Annotated in this window: 17 protein-coding genes and 1 other annotated feature; of the genes, 2 read left to right on the top strand and 15 right to left on the bottom strand. The window is 37.1% G+C overall.

Annotation, left to right across the window (positions count from 1 at the left end):
• Positions 1-74 precede the first annotated feature (74 nt).
• From pheT to BW721_RS02550, 10 genes are all read right to left on the bottom strand, one after another.
• Positions 75-2489 (bottom strand): phenylalanine--tRNA ligase subunit beta, encoded by a 2415-nt coding sequence (pheT, locus tag BW721_RS02595; protein WP_076765820.1) that lies wholly within the window; start codon positions 2487-2489, stop codon positions 75-77.
• Between the two features lie 3 nt (positions 2490-2492).
• Positions 2493-3542 carry a phenylalanine--tRNA ligase subunit alpha gene (gene pheS / locus BW721_RS02590; RefSeq protein ID WP_076765818.1) on the bottom strand — a complete coding sequence of 350 codons (1050 nt, stop codon included), beginning with the start codon at positions 3540-3542 and terminating at the stop codon, positions 2493-2495.
• Between the two features lie 308 nt (positions 3543-3850).
• Complete coding sequence (locus tag BW721_RS02585) at positions 3851-4186, bottom strand: winged helix-turn-helix transcriptional regulator (RefSeq protein ID WP_076765816.1); 336 nt, start codon at positions 4184-4186, stop codon at positions 3851-3853.
• Between the two features lie 71 nt (positions 4187-4257).
• Complete coding sequence (locus BW721_RS02580) at positions 4258-4788, bottom strand: HD domain-containing protein (RefSeq protein WP_076765814.1); 531 nt, start codon at positions 4786-4788, stop codon at positions 4258-4260.
• Between the two features lie 117 nt (positions 4789-4905).
• Entirely contained in the window at positions 4906-5655 is a 750-nt protein-coding gene (locus BW721_RS02575; protein WP_076765812.1) for a TrmH family RNA methyltransferase, read from the bottom strand.
• Positions 5656-5734: 79 nt separating this feature from the next.
• Positions 5735-7033, bottom strand: coding sequence for a peptidoglycan DD-metalloendopeptidase family protein (locus BW721_RS02570; protein WP_076765810.1), 1299 nt, complete (start codon positions 7031-7033; stop codon positions 5735-5737).
• A 714-nt stretch (positions 7034-7747) separates the two neighbouring features.
• Positions 7748-8047 (bottom strand): hypothetical protein, encoded by a 300-nt coding sequence (locus BW721_RS02565; protein ID WP_076765808.1) that lies wholly within the window; start codon positions 8045-8047, stop codon positions 7748-7750.
• Positions 8048-8242: 195 nt separating this feature from the next.
• A complete protein-coding gene (pepV, locus tag BW721_RS02560; RefSeq protein ID WP_076765806.1) occupies positions 8243-9643 on the bottom strand; it encodes a dipeptidase PepV in 1401 nt (466 codons plus the stop codon).
• Positions 9644-9733: 90 nt separating this feature from the next.
• Positions 9734-10465 carry a pseudouridine synthase gene (locus BW721_RS02555; protein WP_076765804.1) on the bottom strand — a complete coding sequence of 244 codons (732 nt, stop codon included), beginning with the start codon at positions 10463-10465 and terminating at the stop codon, positions 9734-9736.
• A gap of 11 nt (positions 10466-10476) precedes the next feature.
• Positions 10477-12249, bottom strand: a complete 1773-nt coding sequence (locus BW721_RS02550) for a putative polysaccharide biosynthesis protein (protein ID WP_083686760.1) — start codon at positions 12247-12249, stop codon at positions 10477-10479.
• A gap of 433 nt (positions 12250-12682) precedes the next feature.
• Between BW721_RS02550 and BW721_RS02545 the strand changes: the two genes are divergently transcribed.
• The gene (locus tag BW721_RS02545) at positions 12683-12910 is read left to right on the top strand and encodes a LysM peptidoglycan-binding domain-containing protein (RefSeq protein ID WP_156892177.1); all 228 of its coding nucleotides are present in this window, start codon (positions 12683-12685) and stop codon (positions 12908-12910) included.
• 111 nt (positions 12911-13021) lie between these two features.
• Here BW721_RS02545 and leuS read toward each other — a convergent pair whose 3' ends face one another.
• Both leuS and BW721_RS02535 read right to left on the bottom strand, forming a co-directional pair.
• Positions 13022-15436 (bottom strand): leucine--tRNA ligase, encoded by a 2415-nt coding sequence (leuS, locus tag BW721_RS02540; RefSeq protein WP_076765800.1) that lies wholly within the window; start codon positions 15434-15436, stop codon positions 13022-13024.
• Between the two features lie 77 nt (positions 15437-15513).
• Positions 15514-15721 (bottom strand) — a binding site (T-box leader).
• Positions 15722-15766: 45 nt separating this feature from the next.
• The gene (locus tag BW721_RS02535; RefSeq protein WP_076765797.1) at positions 15767-17686 is read right to left on the bottom strand and encodes a LysM peptidoglycan-binding domain-containing protein; all 1920 of its coding nucleotides are present in this window, start codon (positions 17684-17686) and stop codon (positions 15767-15769) included.
• A gap of 182 nt (positions 17687-17868) precedes the next feature.
• Between BW721_RS02535 and BW721_RS02530 the strand changes: the two genes are divergently transcribed.
• Positions 17869-18435 carry a tRNA (mnm(5)s(2)U34)-methyltransferase gene (locus BW721_RS02530; protein ID WP_076765795.1) on the top strand — a complete coding sequence of 189 codons (567 nt, stop codon included), beginning with the start codon at positions 17869-17871 and terminating at the stop codon, positions 18433-18435.
• Positions 18436-18477: 42 nt separating this feature from the next.
• Here the strand turns inward: BW721_RS02530 and BW721_RS02525 are convergent, their stop codons facing one another.
• Genes BW721_RS02525 through BW721_RS02515 form a run of 3 tightly spaced genes read right to left on the bottom strand, consistent with a single transcriptional unit; the run spans position 18478 to position 21398 of the window.
• Entirely contained in the window at positions 18478-19335 is an 858-nt protein-coding gene (locus BW721_RS02525) for a sugar phosphate isomerase/epimerase family protein (protein WP_076765793.1), read from the bottom strand.
• A gap of 15 nt (positions 19336-19350) precedes the next feature.
• Positions 19351-20529, bottom strand: a complete 1179-nt coding sequence (locus BW721_RS02520) for a Gfo/Idh/MocA family protein (RefSeq protein WP_076765791.1) — start codon at positions 20527-20529, stop codon at positions 19351-19353.
• Entirely contained in the window at positions 20526-21398 is an 873-nt protein-coding gene (locus tag BW721_RS02515; RefSeq protein WP_076765789.1) for an AraC family transcriptional regulator, read from the bottom strand. The genes BW721_RS02520 and BW721_RS02515 overlap by 4 nt, the downstream gene beginning before the upstream one ends.
• Positions 21399-21518 lie beyond the last annotated feature (120 nt).

The following is a 21518-nucleotide window of genomic DNA, read 5'->3' as shown; positions in this document are numbered from 1 at the left end:
CTCCATTTTTCTCCTATATGATACAAACGTCTGAGATTTTACTCTCAGACGTTTGATCCTTTTTAATTCATTTCTTAGCGGATACTAGCAGAAAGTTGTTCAGCTAATGCCGATTCAACCTTCTCAACAGCTGTTTGAACATCTTCATCCACTAATGTTTCTTGTGGGTTTAAGAATGCCAATGAATAAGCCATTGATTTCTTACCATCTTCAATTCCTTCTCCTTGATAAATATCAAATAAATGGATATTAACGAGGAATTTGCCCGCATTTGCTTCAATGATGCTGCGAATCTCTTCGTGGGTCACTGTTGCGTCAACTAAAATGGCAATATCTCTTGATGTTCCAGGATACTTTGGAATTGGATCTTGACTGATATCTTCCTTATCAGTAGCTAAGACTTGGTCTAAGTTAAATTCAAATGCATATGTTTCTTTTAGGTCATAGTCCTTAGCAACAGATGGGTGTAATTGGCCAACATAACCGATTACTGTTCCATCTAATACAATTTCAGCTGTACGTCCTGGATGCATCCAGTCAATACTTTGCGTTGGGCGGTAAACGATTTTATCGGCTAATCCTAAACGTGTAAAGTAACCTTCTAAAATACCTTTGACATGATAGAAGTCAACAGCTACACGGCTTGTTTGCCATCCTTTTTGAACAATGCTTCCTGTTAAAACAGCAGCAACTTGTTCTTTTTCTTGTGGTAAAACAGCTTCCGAATCTGGAAGGAAGATTTTACCAATCTCATAAAAACGAATATCGGCATTATTACGCGCCACATTATAAGCCGTATTTTCAAGCAAGCTTGATACCAAGTTCATACGAAGCGTACTGCGATCTTCACTCATTGGCCAAGCTAAACGAATTGGTTCTGCTTGGTATTGTGTATAAGCTTTTGATTTTTCAGCTGTTGTTAAAACATAGCTGATATTTTGCGTTAAGCCTGATGCTTCCATCTCATGACGGGTTTGACGAATTAATTTTTGAGCTGGTGTTAATTGTCCTGGAATAGATGCTGTCACAGGTAGTGTCGCTGGTAAACGATCATAGCCGTAAATACGAGCTACTTCTTCAACAATATCTGCTTCAATCGAAATATCCCAACGCCTTGGCGGAACCGAAATTGTTAAACGGTCACCGTCAACGCTGTAACCAAAGCCAAGTTGGTCAAAAATCGCTGAAACTTCTGTCATTTCAATCGCTGTTCCTAAAGAACGGTTAATCTTAGCTAAAGTGATTGCTACCTCTTTATTTTCAACCGTTAAGTTCGTTTGCGATGCTGTTCCTTCAACGATCGTACCACCAGCAAGCTCATGAATCAAAGCTGCGGCATGATGGCCAGCTTCTTCAATTGTTGCCACATTAATTCCTTTTTCAAAGCGTGCACTTGATTCACTTCTTAAGTTAAAGGCAGTCGCAGTTTTACGGATTGATAAAGAATCAAATAAGGCAAATTCTAAAGCAACAGTTGTTGTTGAATCGGTAATTTCTGAATCAAAGCCACCCATCACACCCGCTAGGGCAATTGGCTCCTGTCCATTTGTGATGACAATGTTTGACTCTGATAATTCACGGTCAACACCATCTAGTGTTTTTAGTTGTTCACCATTTTTAGCACGGCGAACTAAAATTTCTTTTGAACCTATTTTATCGTAATCAAAAGCGTGTAACGGTTGTCCATACTCCATTAGAATATAGTTGGTAATATCAACGACATTGTTAACAGGACGCATGCCTGCATTCATTAATTTAATTTGAAGCCACATTGGACTTTCTTTAATCGTCACGTTTTTGATGACTTGAATATGGTACGCTGGTGAATCGTTTTGATTGTCAACAGCTACTGACATATAATCGTCAATCTTGTCTTCTGTTTGAGACGGAGTATAAGTCGCAAAGTTTGCTTTCTTATTATAGATAGCAGCCACTTCATGAGCTACTCCACGCATACTCAATGCATCGGCACGGTTAGGTGTAATATCAATGTCTAAAATAGCATCATCTAATCCTAAAACAGTCGTAATGTCTTGTCCCACTTCCGCATCTTCTGGTAAAACAAAAATACCATCTGCATATTTTTTTGGAATAACGCTATCCGAATAACCTAATTCTTCTAGCGAACAGATCATACCGTTTGAAACTTGTCCACGAATCTTACCTTTTTTAATTTTCATGTTTCCTGCAATGCGTGCCCCATGCAAAGCAACGATTATTTTTTGACCAGCAGCGATATTAGGTGCGCCACACACAATTTGTGTCGGTTCCTCTTCGCCGATATCAACTTGACAAATATGTAGATGATCAGAATCTGGGTGGTCAATCACGTCTAAAGCATGACCAACAACAATCTTCTTCAAACCAGCTCCTGGTTCAATAACATCGTCCACTTCAATCCCTGTACGTGACATTCTGTCCGCAAGCGCTTTGGGTTCAACGTCTGCTAATTCTAAATACTCTTGTAACCATTTATATGATACTTTCATTGTTTATTGCTCCTTCACTTTGAACTGGTCTAAGAACCGTTTGTCGTTTTGATAGAAATGACGAATATCATCGATACCGTATTTCAACATAGCTACACGTTCAATTCCTAATCCAAATGCAAATCCAGAATAACGATTAGAATCAATACCAGACATGTCCAATACGTTTGGATGAACTAAACCAGACCCAAGAATTTCAATCCAGCCGCTACCTTTACAGACATTACAGCCATTTCCACCACATTTAAAGCAACTCACGTCTACTTCAACAGACGGCTCAGTAAATGGGAAGTAACTTGGGCGTAAACGAATTTCACGGTCAGCACCGAACAATTTCTTAGCAAATAAATCAAGTGTTCCTTTTAAATCTGCCAACGTAATACCTTCTGCTACAACTAAACCTTCAATTTGTGCGAATTGATGAGAGTGTGTCGCATCATCGCTATCTCGGCGGTAAACTTTACCAGGGCTAATCATTTTAAGTGGTCCTTTAGAAAAATCATGTTTCTCCATAGTACGCGCTTGTACAGGCGACGTATGTGTACGCATTAAAACTTCTTCTGTTATATAGAAGGTATCTTGCATATCTCGTGCTGGGTGATCTTTTGGTAAGTTCATTTTTTCAAAGTTGTAGCTATCCAACTCAACTTCTGGCCCATCGATAACTTGGTAACCCATACCTAAAAAGAGGTCTTCGATTTCTTCCATAATTTGTGTGAAGACATGTTTAGTCCCAATCGCAATTTCTTTGCCGGGTAATGTCACATCGATTGTTTCTGCTGCTAATGCTTCTGCCAATGCAGCTGATTCAAGTTTATCTTTAACGGTTTGGATGGCATCACTTAATTGGTCACGCACCTCGTTTGCAAGTGATCCGATAACCGGACGCTCTTCCGCAGAAACATCTTTCATTCCCCGCAATGCCTCGGTAATCGGTCCTTTTTTTCCTAAATAAGCCACACGAAAATCATTTAACTCTTTTAAATCGGTTACTGCATGAATCTTTTCTAACGCTTCAACTTGAAGCGATTTTAATTTGTCTTTTAAATCCATTGTTCTCCCTCACAGTCTAAAAAAATGCACAAAAAAACTCCTCCCAAAAAGGGACGAGATATCGCGGTACCACCCTTGTTTTACTCATATTGAGTAACACTTCATTCATTAACGACAAAGTTGCCGGAGCTTTATTCATTGCTTATGCAAATCCCAAAGTCTGCTCAAGGAGTGAAAACATGCCCTTCCTGATTGATTTGCTCTCAGTCTGTGGCAAATCTCCCTGTAACCAGTACTAATTGGCAGGCAGTTCCTGTCTATGCATTTCTTTTATTCTTTAATTAATTTAACAGTCTTTCAAGACTTCGTCAAGCCTCTACACAAATCCATTTATCTGCCCATGTTTGAATCTCAGCCATGACTTTTTCTAGCGATCTTCCTTTTTCAGTTAAGCTATACATCACTTTAATAGGGCCTTCTTCATTTTCAGTTCGAAGAACAATACCTTCTTCTTCTAATTCTTTCAGACGTTCAACCAATACACGGTCACTTACTCCTGAAATTTGCTCTGAAATATCTTTGAAACGGCGGTTATCTACTAATAACACTTCGATAATCAGACCAGTCCATTTTTTACCCAAAATAGTAAATGTTTTTTCAAAACGCGGACAAATACAGTCACCTGAAAGGTTCATGTTTCCCATTATTTACACCTTCTCAATTCTATTAATTTAGTAAAAAAGCAGACGATTATCGTCCACTTTTATCTGTTTTATTAAAAACTAATCGTATTAGTTAAAATACTCCTTTTAAGTGAGGCCCATTTGCCGCGAAAAGTATCTCTCGTACGGTTCACATAAGGTGATAAAGCTTCGTCACAAGCACAATACTTATCTACTAAGGTAACAATGTAGCTCTCTTTATATTTTGGTAGAGCAATCGTTGCTCCCCACATATGTTTTAGAATAATATCTTTTTCTAAATCAGATAATTCAGTTAATTTCAAGGCATTTTCACACGCAATTCTTGGATGTACGTAGGCATGAGAGCCTTCGTCAAACTTTGTCGTGCGCCAGTCATAGTAAAACAAATCATGTAATAGACCCGCTCTTGATATAGCCCGAACGTCACAGTTAAGTTTTTTGCCGATACAATAACTGCGGTATGCCACAGAGATTGAATGATCTAAACGAGTACTGTGATAGTGCTGAGTAATATCTTTTAACATTTGAACTTCTTCAGTTTTCAACAAATCGCTTATATACGAAATGAATTCCTCATCTTTTCCCCACTTCAAGTCTGTCATTCATCATTCTCCTTATTAAAAGTACGTCTCTTATTATACATGAATTTGAATGCTTGACTAGTGGTTTATCTTACTTTTTTGTCATTTTGATAAAAATGTCACATATTGGTAACAACTTTAATTAACGAAATGATACATCAAAATACTTGCGGCAACTGCAACGTTTAAAGATTCTGCTTTCCCAATGATTGGAATATAAACGTTAGCGTCTGTTTGTTCTAAAACAGATTTAGAAACACCGTTACCTTCATTACCCATAATAATGGCCACTGAATCAGTAAAAGGAATTTCTTTGTGTCTTTTTGCACGCTCATCAAGAGCTGTCCCATAAACAGGAGTCCCTGCTTCTTTAAAGGAATTGATTAAATTAGCTAAATCCACACGGTAAATGGGTATGTGGAATTGACTGCCTTGCATAGAACGAACTACCTTGTCATTAAAGGCATCTACCGATCCCGTTCCAAACACAACACCATCAAATCCTGCAGCATCAGCTGTTCTAACAATCGTACCAGCGTTACCTGGATCTTGAACGGCATCAAGAAGGATATATTTGCCATTTAATTGGCTTGGCATAGTTGGTTCTTCAATTGGTAAAATGGCAATAATTCCCGGTGCTGTTTCCGTTTGAGACAGCGACTGCATCACAGAATCACTAACAATAACTGTTGCTTCAATATGAGGATTTTTTTCTAAGTAATGGTCAGACACTATGATTACTTCAATTTTAATATGATGGTTGTAGGCTTCAATATAAAGGTGTTCCCCTTCAATCATATACAAACCTGCTTGTTTTCTACCCTTAGCAGTATGAAGCTTCCGCCATTCTTTTATTTTTTGATTATTCGTAGATGTTATTCGTTCCATCTCTCTTGCCCCCTATCAACGCTACCCATTATAGCAATGAATTAAAAAAAAGTCGCTGGTTAAACCAGCGACTTTCGGATTAGATTGAAATATAATTAATCGGATTAACAAATGACCCATTTTCAAACACTTCAAAGTGCAAATGAACACCTGTTGATTGACCCGTTGTTCCCATTGTTCCAATCTGTTGCCCTTGCTGAACACTTTGCCCTGGAGCAACTTGTAGGCCTGGCGTCATATGAGCATATTTCGTTTTAACTTCCTTACCGTTAATCGAGCCATGGTTAATGACAACATGGTAACCATATGTTGCATCAAATGCTGCAATCTCTACAACACCACTTTGCGCTGCAACAATTGGTCCACCTCCTGCAATATCTGTCCCATTATGCATACGGTGTTCACCGTCAACGGGGCTAATTCTAAAGCCATATGGCGAAGAATTATAACCAGATGCCGGACGAATAAAGCCTGAAGAATTAGTTGCTGGTGCTAATGATTTTTCTATAACAGTTGAAACGACACTATTTGCTGCTTCTTGAGCTGCTTTTTCTTGAGCTAATTTTTCTGCTTCAGCTTTTTCACGCGCAATACGCTCGTTTTCTAATCGTTTCTCCTCGCTAGCAATATCCTTAGCAATTTGACTTGATTTCTCTGTTAATAAGGCTTTGGTAGATTCTAATCCTTGTTTTTCTGATTCAGTTAACGCAACATTATCAAGGATTTTAGAAATCTCAACATTTAATTCATCTTGTTGAGCAACGACATTATTCTTTGAAATTGTAATCTCTTGTTTTAAAGTTTGAGCAGCTACTTTTTCTGCTTCTACTTTTTCTTTCGATTCTTCAACTTCTAACTTATCATTTTCTTGTTGCTGAACGATCTCCTTGTTAGCAGTAATCAAACGATTAACTGTACCTACTTTCCCGACCAAGTCAGTGAAAGACTCTGCACTGGCAACAATCGTAACAAAATCAGTCAAGTTTGCTTCTGTTTGAATCAGACGAGCTTGGTTATTTAATTTTGCTGTTCGTTGTTCAATAACAACTTCTAACTCTTCAATCCGTTCAACCAATAACACTATTTTATCTTCTATATTAATGAGCTTTTGTTCTTGTTCTTCTAACTGTTTCATTAGGAGATCAATATTCTTTTGCAACTCTTCAACATTTGCTTGAAGGTCATCTTTTTCCTTCTCGAGTTCAACAATTGATGACTCTTTTTTATTAATTTCTTCTTCAACATTTTCTGTTTCTTGTTCAAGTTCTTGCTTTTCGCGATTTAAGTCATCTAAACTATGGGCTTGAATATCAGTATAATTTCCGAATGATGATAACAGTAATATGCTAGATGCTAATGCAAAATATCTTTTTTTCAACAAAGATTCTCCTTTTTCCTTTAATACCTCAATGAGTATATCATTTTAAAGGCTATTCGTCTGTATTATAAATATGACAACTTTGTTTCAGATAGCAAGATGATAAACGTTGTTTATTGAGTTTTTTTATGACAATCATTTATTGTTTTTTTGTTTTAATAAGTAATTTGATGATAGTTTATAAATAAATCACCTTTAAAAATCAATATCTTGGATATTCTGTGCATTTTTTAGCAAAATGAATATTTCAAAATGTTATTTCTTAGTAATAGTTGTGTCCATAAAATGAACGATAGCCTTCTCTAGTAAACTAGAGAAGGCTATCTAACTAATCAATATTCAATATTTAAAGTGGGGCAAAACTATTACTTCATTTTTAATTATTTCTCATTTAAACGATGTATTCCCTAACCTCTAATACATCCTTGTAGCTCCATAGCTACGCCAGTGTGAATAAACGTCCTCAAAAAAACAAAAATCTCGTGTATTGATATCTTTCATATGAGATATATTATAGCATCTTTTTTCATTTATGCAAATTTGCGTGAATATTGGTTGAATTTGTTGGTAGAGGGAGTAGTAATCAATTTGAAATTAAAATCATACCTCTATATGTAAATATTTTTTCTCACTAAATGAACTTGAGCGAAATCTAACCAAAACTTATAATTCCTACTATAATGGTTACAATAAAACGCGTGGTAACAGATAAATTTACTTCGTTATCGTAACCATCCCTTTCAATACTCCAATAGCAATTGAAAGGTAAATGATTATGCTAGCATTGAATGCTGTATTATTAATTCCCCAATAAAACAAAAGCAAGGACAATACCAGTAACATGAGTTTTCCAATCATTTTTAAATAATTTTTTTCTCGTGCTAACTTAAACATATTTACACCAGAAATAACAAAAAACTCTGAGCTCAACATGAGAGCAATATATGGAAACACCATATTAAAAGCAATCTGAAACACATCTTTAAACGCTTCACTTATTAACTCCGTTGACATTGTGTATACCCCTTTTTAAAAATGATTGTAACCCAGTTTAAACTATAAAAATAGCTATTAGATGGTTTTTAATTAACTAAAAAGAATTGTTTATGATTTAGACACATTTTATTTTTATGAAGTTACGCCATCAAAAAACGGAGACAAACGCTTATTAAAAGCGCGTGTCTCTGTTATTTTATTTTTATTTAAGAGTTATTTAATCAACTCATAAATCGCATCTGCGTAAATAGCAGTTGCTCTAAACAAGTCATCTAATGCTAGGAACTCGTTTGCTTGGTGCATTGTGTCAATGCTGTCTGGGAACAATGCTCCGTAAGCAACGCCACGTTCTAGTAGACGTCCGTAAGTTCCGCCACCAATTGAGCGTTCATGTCCTTTTAGGCCTGTATGTTTTTCGTAAACGTCCAATAATGTTTTTACCAATGGATCATCTGCTGGAACATAGTGAGGTAATTTACCGTCACTCCTAGCAATAGTCACACCAAATTCGCTTAAAGCAGCTTCTGTTTTAATTTCTAATCCTTCTGCTGTTACACCTGTTGGGTAACGGAAATTTAAGGCGATATTGCCGCCTTTTTCTGGTGTAAAGGTAAAGATACCCGCATTCATGGTTAATTCACCCATAACTTCATCTGTATGAGCTAAGCCTAATTTTTCAGCTGTATGTTCCAAGTGAATGTAGTCTGTAATCAATTGTAGGAATTTAGCAGCGTCTCCACCAAATTGATAGTGATTTAAGAAAACAGCTAAGTAGGTTCCTGCATTGATTCCGCCAGCTGGGTTCATACCATGTGATGATTTACCAACTAACTCAATCGTTACTTGTTCTCCTTCAACATGAATAGTTCCTGTCACAGGATTGTTTTCAACGAATTCAAAGAATGCTTTTTCGATAACGTCAGCTTCTTCACTTGTAAAGACTGCAGTCGCATCTTGAGGAACCATGTTTTCACGCAAACCTGCATCAAAACTCAACAATTGGTTTTTACCACCTTTATTGTCTCCACGGAATTGGATATAAAGGGATTGGTTTCCTTTTTCACCGTTAATAATTGGGAAATCCGCATCTGGTGAAAAGCCAAAGTCAGGTGTTTCTTCATGAGCTAAGTAGTGGTCCATACATTTCCAACTGCTCTCTTCGTCAGTTCCGATAATCATACGAACACGTTTAGAAATAGGTAGTCCTAAATCGCGAATAATCTTAATGGCATAGTAACCTGCCATAGATGGGCCTTTATCATCACTTGATCCACGTGCATAAATGCGGTCGTCTTTAATAACAGGCTCAAACGGATCTGTGTCCCAGCCGCTACCAGTTGGTACAACGTCAACGTGTCCAAAGACACCCATCAATTCTTCGCCTTCTCCGTATTCAATATGTCCTGCTAAGTTTCCAACGTTTTTAGTTAGGAAACCATCGCGTTCACCAATTGCTAAGAACGCTTCTAATGCTTCTTTCGGTCCTGGACCAACAGGCATTTCTGCTGTTGCTTTCGCATCGTCTCTAACACTATCAATTCTTAAAATTGTAAATAAATCATCAAGAATATCTTCTTTTCTTTTTTCAACTTCACTTTGCCAATTGATTTCCATAAAAACACGTCCTTTTTAAACTTCTATCTCCCATTAGGAGCACTATTCTTCTATCTTATCATTTTTTACTGATTGATTCAGCATTTCCACTTATTTATTTGGCAAATACGCTTTTAAATCTGCTAATTCAGATTCAGTTAAATAACGGTATTCTGCTAATTGAAGCTTGGGATCTAGTACTAAACTCCCCATGGTTAAACGTTTCAGATAAGTGACTTCCTTACCTCTCGCTTTGACCATTCGCTTAACTTGATGGAATTTACCTTCTTTAATGGTAATAAACACTTCAGATTTTTGTTTCTCTTCATTCACTGACTTGATTTCAAGTTCTCCGGGCAGACATTCAAAACCGTCTTCCAAAACGATACGATTTTTAAAGGCCTCACAATCAGATTCATCCATAATGCCAGCCACTCTTGCATAATAGCGTTTGGCTACCTCTTTTTTTGGTGATAGTAGAAAGTGAGCGAGCTCGCCATCATTTGTTAAGAGCAACAAGCCTTCTGTATCTTTATCTAGTCTACCAACAGGAAATAAATTAAGGTGCTGATACTCTTCTGATAGCAAATCAATGACTGTTTTTTGCTTCATATCTTCAGTTGCACTCAGTACACCTGCTGGCTTGTGTAACATCAAATAGTGGAACTCTTGGTACTGAATACGTTCGCCATTAACCACGACTTGGTCTTGGTTAAGATCAACTTTCATCTCACCCTTAGAGGCCACTTTATCATTAACCACTACTTTTTTCTGTTTCAATAAGACTTTTACTTCTTTACGTGATCCAAATCCCGTATGAGATAAAAATTTATCTAATCTCACATGATCGCTCCTTATGATATCTTTAATTTCCTACGCAAACCTGCCACACGTTCTCCTAATACCTCGTCTGCTATCTTTGTTTTTAAAGCTAAATAGATATAAACAAAGCCACCAAAACCAGCAACTAAAACCACAATCACAAAGGCTGTTCCCCTTCTATCGGTTGATAAAAATAAGCTAGATAGACGTAATACAATGTGAGCAACTGCGGTCATCCAGCCTGTTATCAAGGCCATTAAACCAATACTTCGTAGCGTTTCATCCCACTTTAGTTGAACAAGCTTATGAATTTTCCACGTACACAGGACTGTTGTAACTAAAAAGCCAAGAGTTGTCGCATATAGCGTTCCCGCAGTCTGAAAAAAATAGATAAAGGGATACTGAACAACTAGTTTTACGAGTAGACCAACGCCTAGATAAATAATAGCTGATAAATGGTCACCAAATGATTGCAAAATAGATGCTACAATCGTAAAGGCTCCTAAAACAATACTCATCACACAGGCAATCATTAATAGCTGTGAGCCAAGTGCATTATATTGCGATGACCCATAGAACACAGAAAAAATAGGTCGTGATACAACCATCATTCCAAAGGCTGCTGGCAGCATAACAAAGAAAAATAATTTTGAAATTTGCTCAATTTGTTTTCTAAGTTGTTTAAAGTCTTCCTTGATAAAATTCTCAACTAACAAAGGAATTGATGTTGCTGACATCCCTACTGCTAGAGAGATAATAATCATAATTAATTTATCAGCGTTAAAGCTAAATAAACTAAATAATTCACCGATGACATCTTTATTGTAATCCGTCAAACGAAGCATAATTGGTTCAAAGGTGAATTGATCAATAAACTTGCCAAAAGTAATCCCGGAACCAACGACAATAAAGGGTATCGACTCAGCCACCATTTTTTTAATGGCACTCGAAATGTCAATGCTAACTGTTGATTGATCAGCGGCCAACAGCTTCCTATATTTTTTCATATGTCGTTGGTAGTACCAAATCAACATGATAAGAGATGCAAAGGCTCCTACGAAAGCAGCAAAAGTGGAATGAGCAACAGCAGTTGCAACTCTTCCGTCTAATATTTTCATGACAACAAAGGTTGCTAATAACATATAAGCAACACGAATAATTTGTTCAACGACTTGTGTAATCGCTGAAGGAATCATATCCTGATAACCTTGAAAATACCCTCTGATTAAACTCATCACTGGTACGATTAGCAATGCCGGCGCTAAAGATCGAATTACTAAGGTTTTATCCGCTAAAGATGCAATTGGACTATTAGCAGCAATAAATGGCGCTAATAAGTACATCACAACACTGCTCGCTAATCCCGTTAAGAGCATAAAAAGTAAGCTCTTTTTGAAAAGGTCTTGGCCTGCTTTATATTGCTTTTTAGCATTAAACTCAGCGATTTGCTTTGACATTGCTGAGGGAAAACCAGCTGTACCAATTGATAGGAACAATTGATATGGTGCATAACCAACCGAAAGCAAGGCGTTTCCAACTTGTGATCCGGCTCCCATCATAGCAGTCCATGGAATAATATAGAGTGCTCCTAAAAGACGCGAAAAAATGCTTCCGAAAGTCATCCAAAATGTTCCTTCAACCATTTTTTCTTCGGATTCGCTACGAATAACTTCTTCTAGTTCATCAACTAATAATGGTTGGTCAAACTGAATCGTTTGTTGTAAGTCTTCTTCAATTTCAATAGGCTCTTCTTCCTTTAGCCTTTCAGCTCGCTTACGCTCAGCTCTTGTTTTATAATTTTGCATATTATTCAACCTCTGCCTGTTTTTTCATTAGATGTCTTTTTGACCTTTATCTATTATAGCTTTCCTTTGCTAATATTTCCATCTTGGTTTTATAGAACGGAAACTATAAATCTGTTCATTATTAATAAGAAGTGATATAATAAAAGCAAGAAAAGGCTTCTTTATTACGTGGCTAGTAATTATTTTCATTCACATAGAAAGAGTATTATCATGATAACTCACAAAAAAGTGACAACACGATGATTAGTCACCCTCTTGATTGCTTTCACAATCAGCCAAGCCTTTCTTCTGGGCACCATTCGGCTCAACCCATTCACTTCTTCTTTAAACTGTTGGAAATGGTGGTTATACTTATACCGGCCCTTGGACCATCGATTCTCTCGATTGAAACGGCAATTACTCGACGACCATTACTAATCATATTTTAAATCAAATGACACCTTCTTCTATCATTCTAATGCATACAGGCGCTGGCGCAAGTGGTACACCAGCAGCTTTAGAAAAAATTATTCCTTCCTTAAAGAGTATGGGCTATCGCTTCGTGACCATTTCTCAACTAACAGGTCTTGAATCACTTTCAAACACAGGATTGACAACAACTTATACGGTTAAAAGTGGTGACACACTCTACAAGATTGGGCGACAGTTTGCTGTATCTTAGATTTGGGGGATAAGATGTAAGATACAACAATATTTTGAAGGCTATATTGATTAGTCATCTCAATATAAAAAGGATTGAGCGTCTCAGCTCAATCCTTTTTATTAAAACATATTAGTTGGCAACAATATTAACCAATTTACCAGGAACTGCAATCACTTTACGGATTGTTTTCCCTGCAATTTCTTCTTTAATTTTCTCGTCTTGCATCGCCACATCAGTTAACTCATCTTTTGATAGAGATGCATATACTTTGGCACGTGATTTCACCTTCCCATTAACTTGGAAAACAACTTCTACTTCATCTTCTACAAGATAGTCTTCATCATAGCCTGGCCATGCCACATAAGAAATGCTGTCTGAGTTGCCTAGTTTTTCCCAAATTTCTTCTGCCAAGTGAGGCGCAATTGGCGCAAGCAATTGAACAAAGCCTTTAACATATTCCACTGGCAAAGCTTTTGCTTTGTTAGCTTCGTTAACAAAAATCATCATTTGTGAAATAGCTGTGTTGAAGTGTAGTTGTTCATAGTCTTCTGTTACTTTCTTAACTGTTTGGTGATAAACCTTGTCTAGTTCACCTGTGTTTACTTTTGTGATACGGTCACGCAATTGACCATTATCATCAATAAACAAGCGCCATACACGATCAAGGAAGCGACGGCTTGCTTCAATTCCTTTTTCACTCCAAGCTGTACTTGCATCCAAAGGACCCATAAACATTTCGTAAAGTCTTAATGTATCTGCACCAAACTCAGAAACGATATCATCTGGGTTAACAACATTCCCTTTTGATTTAGACATTTTTTCGTTATTCTCGCCTAAAATCATACCTTGGTTAAATAGTTTTTGGAATGGTTCTTTCGTTTTAACAACACCGATATCATAAAGAAATTTATGCCAGAAGCGCGCATATAGTAAGTGAAGAACAGCGTGTTCTGCACCACCGATATACAAGTCAACATTTTGCCAATAAGACATTGCTTCTTCACTTGCAATGGCATTGCTGTTATGAGCATCCATAAAGCGCAAGAAGTACCATGAACTACCAGCCCATTGTGGCATCGTATTCGTTTCACGTCTTCCTTTCATCCCTGTAACAGGATCAACAACATTCACCCACTCATCGATGTTAGCAAGTGGCGATTCACCTGTTCCACTCGGATGGATTTTATCTGTTTTAGGCAACAACAAAGGCAGTTCATTTTCTGGAAGTGTTGTTGACGTGCCATCTTCCCAGTGAATAACTGGAATTGGTTCTCCCCAATAGCGTTGACGTGAGAACAACCAGTCACGGAGACGATAAGAAATAACCGTTTCGCCGACCTTATGCTCAGTCAACCATTCATTCATAGTTTGAATTGCAGTTGCTTTATCCAAGCCATCTAGGAAGTCAGAATTGATGTGGTTTCCGTCTCCAGTGAAGGCTTCTTCTTCAACATTGCCGCCTTCAAGGACAGGAATAATTTCAAGCTCAAACTTTTTAGCAAATTCATAGTCGCGTGTATCATGAGCAGGAACTGCCATAATCGCACCTGTTCCGTATGTAGACAGAACATAGTCAGAAATCCAAATCGGAATCTCTTTGCCATTTACTGGGTTAATCGCATACGCACCCGTAAAGACACCTGTTTTATCTTTTGAAAGTTCTGTACGCTCTAGATCACTCTTCAAAGCAACTGAATCAATATAAGCTTGAACAGTTTCACGTTGCTCATCAGATACAATCTCTTGAACTAATGGCAATTCTGGTGCCATAACCGTGTAAGTTGCGCCGAACAAAGTATCTGGGCGAGTCGTAAAGACTGTAAAGGTTTTATCAGTTCCTTTAATATCAAATGTCACATTTGATCCTTCAGAACGACCAATCCAGTTACGTTGCATTTCTTTAATACTGTCAGGCCAGTCGACTAGCTCTAGATCATCAATCAAACGTTCTGCATAAGCAGTGATTTTCAACATCCATTGACGCATTGGCTTTCTATAAACAGGGTGTCCACCACGTTCACTCACACCATCAACGACTTCTTCATTTGCCAAAACAGTTCCTAAAGCTGGACACCAGTTAACGGATACTTCTGCCTCGTAAGCAAGACCTTTTCCATATAGTTTTGTAAAAATCCATTGGGTCCATTTGTAGTATGATGGATCGGTTGTATTTATTTCTCTTGTCCAATCGTAACTAAATCCAAGTGATTTAATTTGACGTTTAAATGTCTTAATATTATGAGCTGTAAATTCAGCAGGATCATTTCCTGTATCAAGGGCATATTGCTCTGCAGGCAAACCAAAGGCATCCCATCCCATTGGGTGCAAAACATTATAGCCTTGTGAACGTTTCATACGCGCTAAAATATCAGTAGCTGTATAGCCTTCCGGATGGCCCACATGCAAGCCTTGCCCAGATGGATAAGGGAACATATCTAGAATATAATATTTAGGTTTTTCTGTTCCTTTTTCTGTTTTGAATGATTGGTTTTTATCCCAATACTTTTGCCATTTTTTCTCAATCTCTTGATGATTGTAAGACATGTTTCTTTGCTCCTTTTTATAAACATAGTAAAAACGTTGAGAAAATAAAAAAGCCTATAGAAATCCCCTTGGGAAATCTATAGGACGATTTTATCGTGGTACCACCTATTAATTAGAATGAATAATCATTCTCTTCTCATACCGCTAACGAGGTGAACCGGTCATACTTACTATATTCAGTATGACAACTAAAAGGTGAGTTCAGATATTTGAATCATGCATTTCCACCAACCATGCACTCGCTATCGATTCATCTAGCCTACTAATCCTTCTCAACGTTTTTCAATTTATTTACCGTATTTTATCAAATATATAGGCTTTTTTCAAGACTTACTTTACTTTCAATAGTTGACCGGGATAGATCGTTGATGAGTTGACATCATTTATTTCCAGTAACCGTGTCAAACTAATACCATTATTTTTAGCAATGGAGTAAAGTGTGTCGCCACGCTTCACTTCATAACTCCCTGATGGAGCAATTGTCTGGGTTGGTTCAACTACTGCTGTTTTGCCAACCAGCGTTAACGACTGACCGACAAAAATTAAATCGGAAGCCAATTTATTCCATTCTCTTATTTGAGAAACAGATGCGCCTGCTTTAGTTGCAATTGCATATAAGGTATCACCCTTTTGAACAGTATAAGTTGATTGGTTCGTTACAGGTGTTGTTTGAGCGGGTTTTTCTTGCTCTTTTACAACGACTGTTGTCTTTGATGTTACTAACACTTGACCTGGATAAATCAGATCTGATTGCAAGTTGTTAATAGACTTAAATTCAGCTAATGATAAACCAGCGCTTGTTGCTAAACGATACAGTGTGTCACCAGATTTGACGGTGATTGTTTTCGTAGATACAGACGGATTAGGTTTAGTTTGTTGAACAGTTTGTTCTTTAACAACTGTGGTTGTTTCTGTAGTTGCTTTTGTGGTTGTATATAAAATTTGACCTGGGTAAATCACATCTGACGTCAGATTATTCACTGACTTAAGCTCTGCTAAACTCATACCTGCTTTAGTCGCAATCTTGTTCAAGGTGTCACCATTAACGACGGTAATTGTTTTAGCCGTTGGTGTAGTCACTGTCTGACTAGGTGTTGTCGTATTTCCTGTATTTGTTTGACCTGTTTGTGTTGTTGAAGTCGAAACTACTAACTTCTGACCAACTTGTAAAAAGTCAGTTTTCAAATTATTCCAAGATTTTACTTGAGCAATAGTCACCTTATACTTCTGACTAATTGACCACAGCGTATCACCAGATTTGACCGTATAAGAGCTAGTATTAACAGCTGGATTAGTTACCGTTGGAGTTGTTGGTGCTGTTTCAACGGGCTGGCTAGTCGTTTTAGATACGATGAGTGTCATACCTGGGTAAATACTTTCTGATTTTAAACTATTCCATGTTGTTAGATTAGCAACAGTAGTCCCATTACTTAAGGCAATGCGATACAAGGTATCACCAGATTTGACCGTATAGCTTGTGCCTGTTTGACCAGCAGGTTCAGGTGTTGCTGGTGTTGGTGTTACTGGTGTTACTGTGGTTGGTGTTACTGGTGTTACTGGTGTTACTGGTGTTGTTGTGGTTGGTGAATCATACTCTGCTAATCCATGTGTTTCAATAATACGATTTAATTTCGTATTATAGGCACTGTCTGTCGCATAGCGTCCTGTTAAGTAAGCTGTCGCATCTTCATAAGTTGATGCATTCGATCTCCATGCACCACTATAATAATTTGAATCCCAACTTGTACCGTTTTTAATTAAAGCAGCATAATCTTCAAGAGATTCCGCATATGACGGATACTTACGGAATTCAGCTTTTATCTCATAATAATTTTGATTACCCTTATCTTCTAAGGTGCTCATTTCAACTGTCTGACCGTTATAATTTCCTTTAATTCCAAATAGATTATAATTTGGTTCTGAGGCCAATGAACTTGTTCCCCATCCACTTTCAAGGATTGCTTGTGCTAACATTACCGATGCATATAAATCATTATTAGCTGCACTATTAGAAGCCGATGGAATAATCGTATTTAAAAATGCATTATCAGAGTATATTTTAGTTGTTGTTTGTTTGGCTGAATCATTTTCCTTGGCATTCGCTTGGATAGGCGCAGCAATAGTAGATACAAGTGCAGAAGCTCCCATTAAGGCAAAGCCCTTTTTCATTTGTTCTGTAGAAGAAAGGATTTTATCTTGTATGTTTTTTGCTTGTTTGATGGTATGCAACCGTTTTCTAGAAATATTCAAATAAACCACTCCTATCGAATTTTAAAGCATTTCAGATAGCTCCATTATAGAGGGTTTTTAACTCTCTTTTTACTTTTTTCACAATTTGTTATAAATGTAATCAAACTGTAATAAACATACTTTCGTTTTTTTGTTCTTAGTCAACACTGTGCTATACTATTTTAAAAAAAGGAGGTCATAACATGCTTAAAAAGGCTGTTGATTTTAGTCATTCCCTTTTAAAAGAATGTGTTATTACTGGTGATTTAGTTATTGATGCTACAGTAGGAAATGGACACGATACCATTCTGTTGGCAAGTTTAGTTGGGCCAAACGGCAGTGTCATTGGCTTTGATATTCAAGAACAAGCCATTCAAACGGCATCCGAGAAATTATTGCTAACCGGTCTGAGTAAACAAGTACACTTACACCAAGTTGGACACCAGTTTATTGGAGACTATTTACCTAGTCAAAAACAAGTTAGTGCTGCTATTTACAATTTAGGCTACCTTCCCGGTGGCGACAAGTCAATCACGACACTAAAGGAATCTACGATAGAAAGCATTAAACAACTCATCCCCCATTTAAGAATAGGGGCCTTGGTCGTTATCGTGGTTTACAGTGGGCATCCAACAGGGCAAGAAGAAAAAGATGCCCTTCTTGGCTACTTAAGTAGGCTCGATCAAAAAGACTATGCGGTCTTACAGTATGGCTTTATTAATCAAAAAAATCAGCCACCCTTTGTGGTTGCTATTGAAAAGAAAAAATAGAAAATCAGCCCTACTCAATGAGTAGAGCTGATTGTTTATGGTTTAGAATAGGTGTGAATAGCCTAACTCAACTAAATGGTCATAGGATACTTTCAAGCTTTTGAAAGGATCAACACCATATGTATCATCTTGTTCTACTAATAAGTAGCGTACACCTGATGATAATGATTCTTCAATAATTTCTTTTAGTGGTAATGAACCTGTTCCAAGTTCTGCAAATTCAATCAAGTTCTTAAAGCTGTCCATAAATTTGCTTGCATCACCTTCAAATAAAGCATCTACTGCTTCTTGAGGAAGTTCACCAACACGGTAGTCTTTCAAGTGAATTAATTCAACTTTACCATTGTAGTCACGAATCACTTCAAGTGGGTTTGCTCCCCCACGTTGAATCCAATGAACATCTAGTTCGAAGCCTAGTAGTGGCGCTTTTTCGCGAATAATATCTAATAAGAATTTACCGTCATACTTACGGAATTCAACGTGATGGTTGTGATAGTAAAGTGTAATACCGTCCTCTTTTAGTTTTTGAGTAACGTCATTTACTTTTTCACAGAATTCTAAAACTAAGTCTAAGCTAGCCATTGCTTGAATAGGTAGCATTCCAATGCGCAATAAGTCAGCATTTACAGCCTTACAATCGGCAACAATTTTATCGTAGTGAGTCGTCAATGATTCGCCATCTTTTACTTGTGGTTCTAGAGACGCACTCATAGCAGCTACTTCCATGTCAAAGTCTTGACACGCTTTTTTAATTGCTTCAATATTTTCTGGAGAAGTCTCAATTTGTGAGATTTCTACTGATTTATAACCAATCTCAGATAGTTTTTTCATCCTTTCGTAAACGCCTAGTTCTTGAAACTGTTGTTTAACTGTTGAACCTTGTACACCAATTTTAGCCATTAAAAAATCCTCCTCTTATGCTTTTGTGCTAAATTTTCCTTCTTCAGTAATACGTTTGTTTAATTCTTCTAAATAAAGATTATGATCATGGTTGTAGTCTACTTCTTTATCTAACCAATCAGATAAATGCATCGCATTCGCTAAACGAACACCGTTAATTCCTTCTGCACCAGGTGCTAACAATGCCTCACCCTTAACAATATGGTTAGCAAAGTTATTTAGAACATCAATATGTTGTTGTCCCATAACCATTTCAAATTCTTCAACTGTTTCTTTCACATAATCAGACATATTCATTTGACCCATGAATAATTTCACAACATCAGCCATGTCCATTTTCTCAGAAATTTCTTGTTCTGGATTAACAAGCTTTTTAATGATTAATTTTTTAGAATCTTCAACAATGACTTTTCCTTTTGTACCGAAAATTTCAAAACGGTCTGTCCCGATCATATCGTTCGTACACGTAATAAATGAACCTGTTGCACCGTTACCAAAATCAAGTAATGCATTGACTTCATTTTCAACAATAATGTTACGTCCAGCACCATATTGTAGCTTAGCAATTACCTTTTCTGGTTTTCCACAAATCCATTGTAAAAGGTCTAATTGATGAGGTGCTTGGTTAACGAGAACACCGCCGCCTTCTCCGCCCCAAGTTGCACGCCAGCCACTTTGGTTGTAGTAGCCTTGTGGTCTCCACCATGTTGTGATAATCCATGTAGCACGTTGTAAATCACCAATTTCCTTATTATCCATCAATTCTTTCACACGACGGTATAATGGATTTGTACGTTGGTTAAAGAAAATAGCAAACGTAGTGTCTGAGTATTCTTCTGAAGCCTCAATTAAGCGTTCTACTTCTTTTGTATAAACACCAGCTGGTTTTTCCCCTAATAAATGAATGCCACGTTTTAAGGCATCAATACCCATAACAACGTGATCATAGTGAGGAACAGTTGTGACAATCGCATTAACAACGCCTGAATCTAATAAGTCTAAATAGTTATCAAAAACAGGTAAACCTGGGAAGTCTTTAGCAATTTTCTCACGTTTAGCTGGATCAATATCACAAATTGCTGCTAATTCAATCACATCTTCATTTAAACGCTCATCCTTTTGCGCAAAGAAGCTAGCGTACATGCCACCTTCTGCTCCATATCCAATAATTCCTAATTTTACTTTTTCTGTCATTTAAATTCTCCTCCACTAATAAATTGATAATATTGTTTTTTGTACTGACTAGGTGAAAGGCCGATGTTTTTCTTAAAAAATCGGCTGAAATGAGCCTCACTCTCAAAGCCATTTTCTTGAGAAATCACTTTGATTAATTGATTTGGCTCCTGAGTAATTTGACTACGCGCCTTCGACAAACGATATTGCATCAAGTATGTCATAATCGTATGTCCAGTTACTTCTTTAAAAACATGAGACATATAAGACTTACTTAGGTTGACCGCTTGAGATACGTCGTCGATTGAAATAGAACGGTTATAATTCTTAAACAAGAAATTAGATACTTTTTCGACGATTTCCGTTTTCTCATCTCGAAAACCTTGATCTTTACGAATAATATGATCGGTAGAAATAGAGATTTGAATCAGTAACTGAACAACCGCTAATTTCAAACGTGCTTCATTCACTCTATTTTTCTCTAAGTCGACTAAAGTTGTGATTTCACCGATCATATTCTCGATGATTGCTTCATCTCGCTTCTTAAAAATCCGAATTAAACCGCTACCATTCTCTTCAAACAGATTTAATAATCGTTCTAAATTTATACCTTGTAATAGCGGACGAATCCAATCTGAATCAAAACGTAAAACGCTTCGTTCATAATCTTGGGGATCACCAGAAACGTATGCTTTATGAATCTTCATACCATCTAGCATTAAAAGCTGTCCAGGCTGCAAGTAAAAAAATTGATTGCCCACTAAGAAACGACAGTTACCACCATGTAATAAGACCAACTCATATTCTTTATGCGTATGGAAATCTAAGGAGTAGGTAATGCCTCTCATTCGAGTGGCTGCGACTACAGCGCTTTCTTGTTCTTCAAACATGCAATCCCCCTTCTCGGCTATTACAATTATTATAATGAATAACCGCTTTCATAACCATGACCACTTATGTTTTCTTTAACGCTTTCATTGACTCAAAGTGTGGTATTTTTACCATATCAC

The organism is Jeotgalibaca sp. PTS2502 (genome assembly GCF_001975685.1).
GTDB classification, from domain to species: Bacteria; Bacillota; Bacilli; order Lactobacillales; family Aerococcaceae; genus Jeotgalibaca; species Jeotgalibaca arthritidis.
This window is presented reverse-complemented; position numbering and strand designations above follow the sequence as displayed.

Bases quoted from the DNA above. Each gene is read 5' to 3' on its own strand.
- pheT (WP_076765820.1), bottom strand. From the start codon at position 2,489: ATGAAAGTATCATATAAATGGTTACAAGAGTATTTAGAATTAGCAGAC.
- pheS (WP_076765818.1), bottom strand. From the start codon at position 3,542: ATGGATTTAAAAGACAAATTAAAATCGCTTCAAGTTGAAGCGTTAGAA.
- BW721_RS02585 (WP_076765816.1), bottom strand. From the start codon at position 4,186: ATGGGAAACATGAACCTTTCAGGTGACTGTATTTGTCCGCGTTTTGAA.
- BW721_RS02580 (WP_076765814.1), bottom strand. From the start codon at position 4,788: ATGACAGACTTGAAGTGGGGAAAAGATGAGGAATTCATTTCGTATATA.
- BW721_RS02575 (WP_076765812.1), bottom strand. From the start codon at position 5,655: ATGGAACGAATAACATCTACGAATAATCAAAAAATAAAAGAATGGCGG.
- BW721_RS02565 (WP_076765808.1), bottom strand. From the start codon at position 8,047: ATGTCAACGGAGTTAATAAGTGAAGCGTTTAAAGATGTGTTTCAGATT.
- pepV (WP_076765806.1), bottom strand. From the start codon at position 9,643: ATGGAAATCAATTGGCAAAGTGAAGTTGAAAAAAGAAAAGAAGATATT.
- BW721_RS02550 (WP_083686760.1), bottom strand. From the start codon at position 12,249: ATGCAAAATTATAAAACAAGAGCTGAGCGTAAGCGAGCTGAAAGGCTA.
- BW721_RS02545 (WP_156892177.1), top strand. From the start codon at position 12,683: ATGACACCTTCTTCTATCATTCTAATGCATACAGGCGCTGGCGCAAGT.
- leuS (WP_076765800.1), bottom strand. From the start codon at position 15,436: ATGTCTTACAATCATCAAGAGATTGAGAAAAAATGGCAAAAGTATTGG.
- BW721_RS02530 (WP_076765795.1), top strand. From the start codon at position 17,869: ATGCTTAAAAAGGCTGTTGATTTTAGTCATTCCCTTTTAAAAGAATGT.
- BW721_RS02525 (WP_076765793.1), bottom strand. From the start codon at position 19,335: ATGGCTAAAATTGGTGTACAAGGTTCAACAGTTAAACAACAGTTTCAA.
- BW721_RS02520 (WP_076765791.1), bottom strand. From the start codon at position 20,529: ATGACAGAAAAAGTAAAATTAGGAATTATTGGATATGGAGCAGAAGGT.
- BW721_RS02515 (WP_076765789.1), bottom strand. From the start codon at position 21,398: ATGTTTGAAGAACAAGAAAGCGCTGTAGTCGCAGCCACTCGAATGAGA.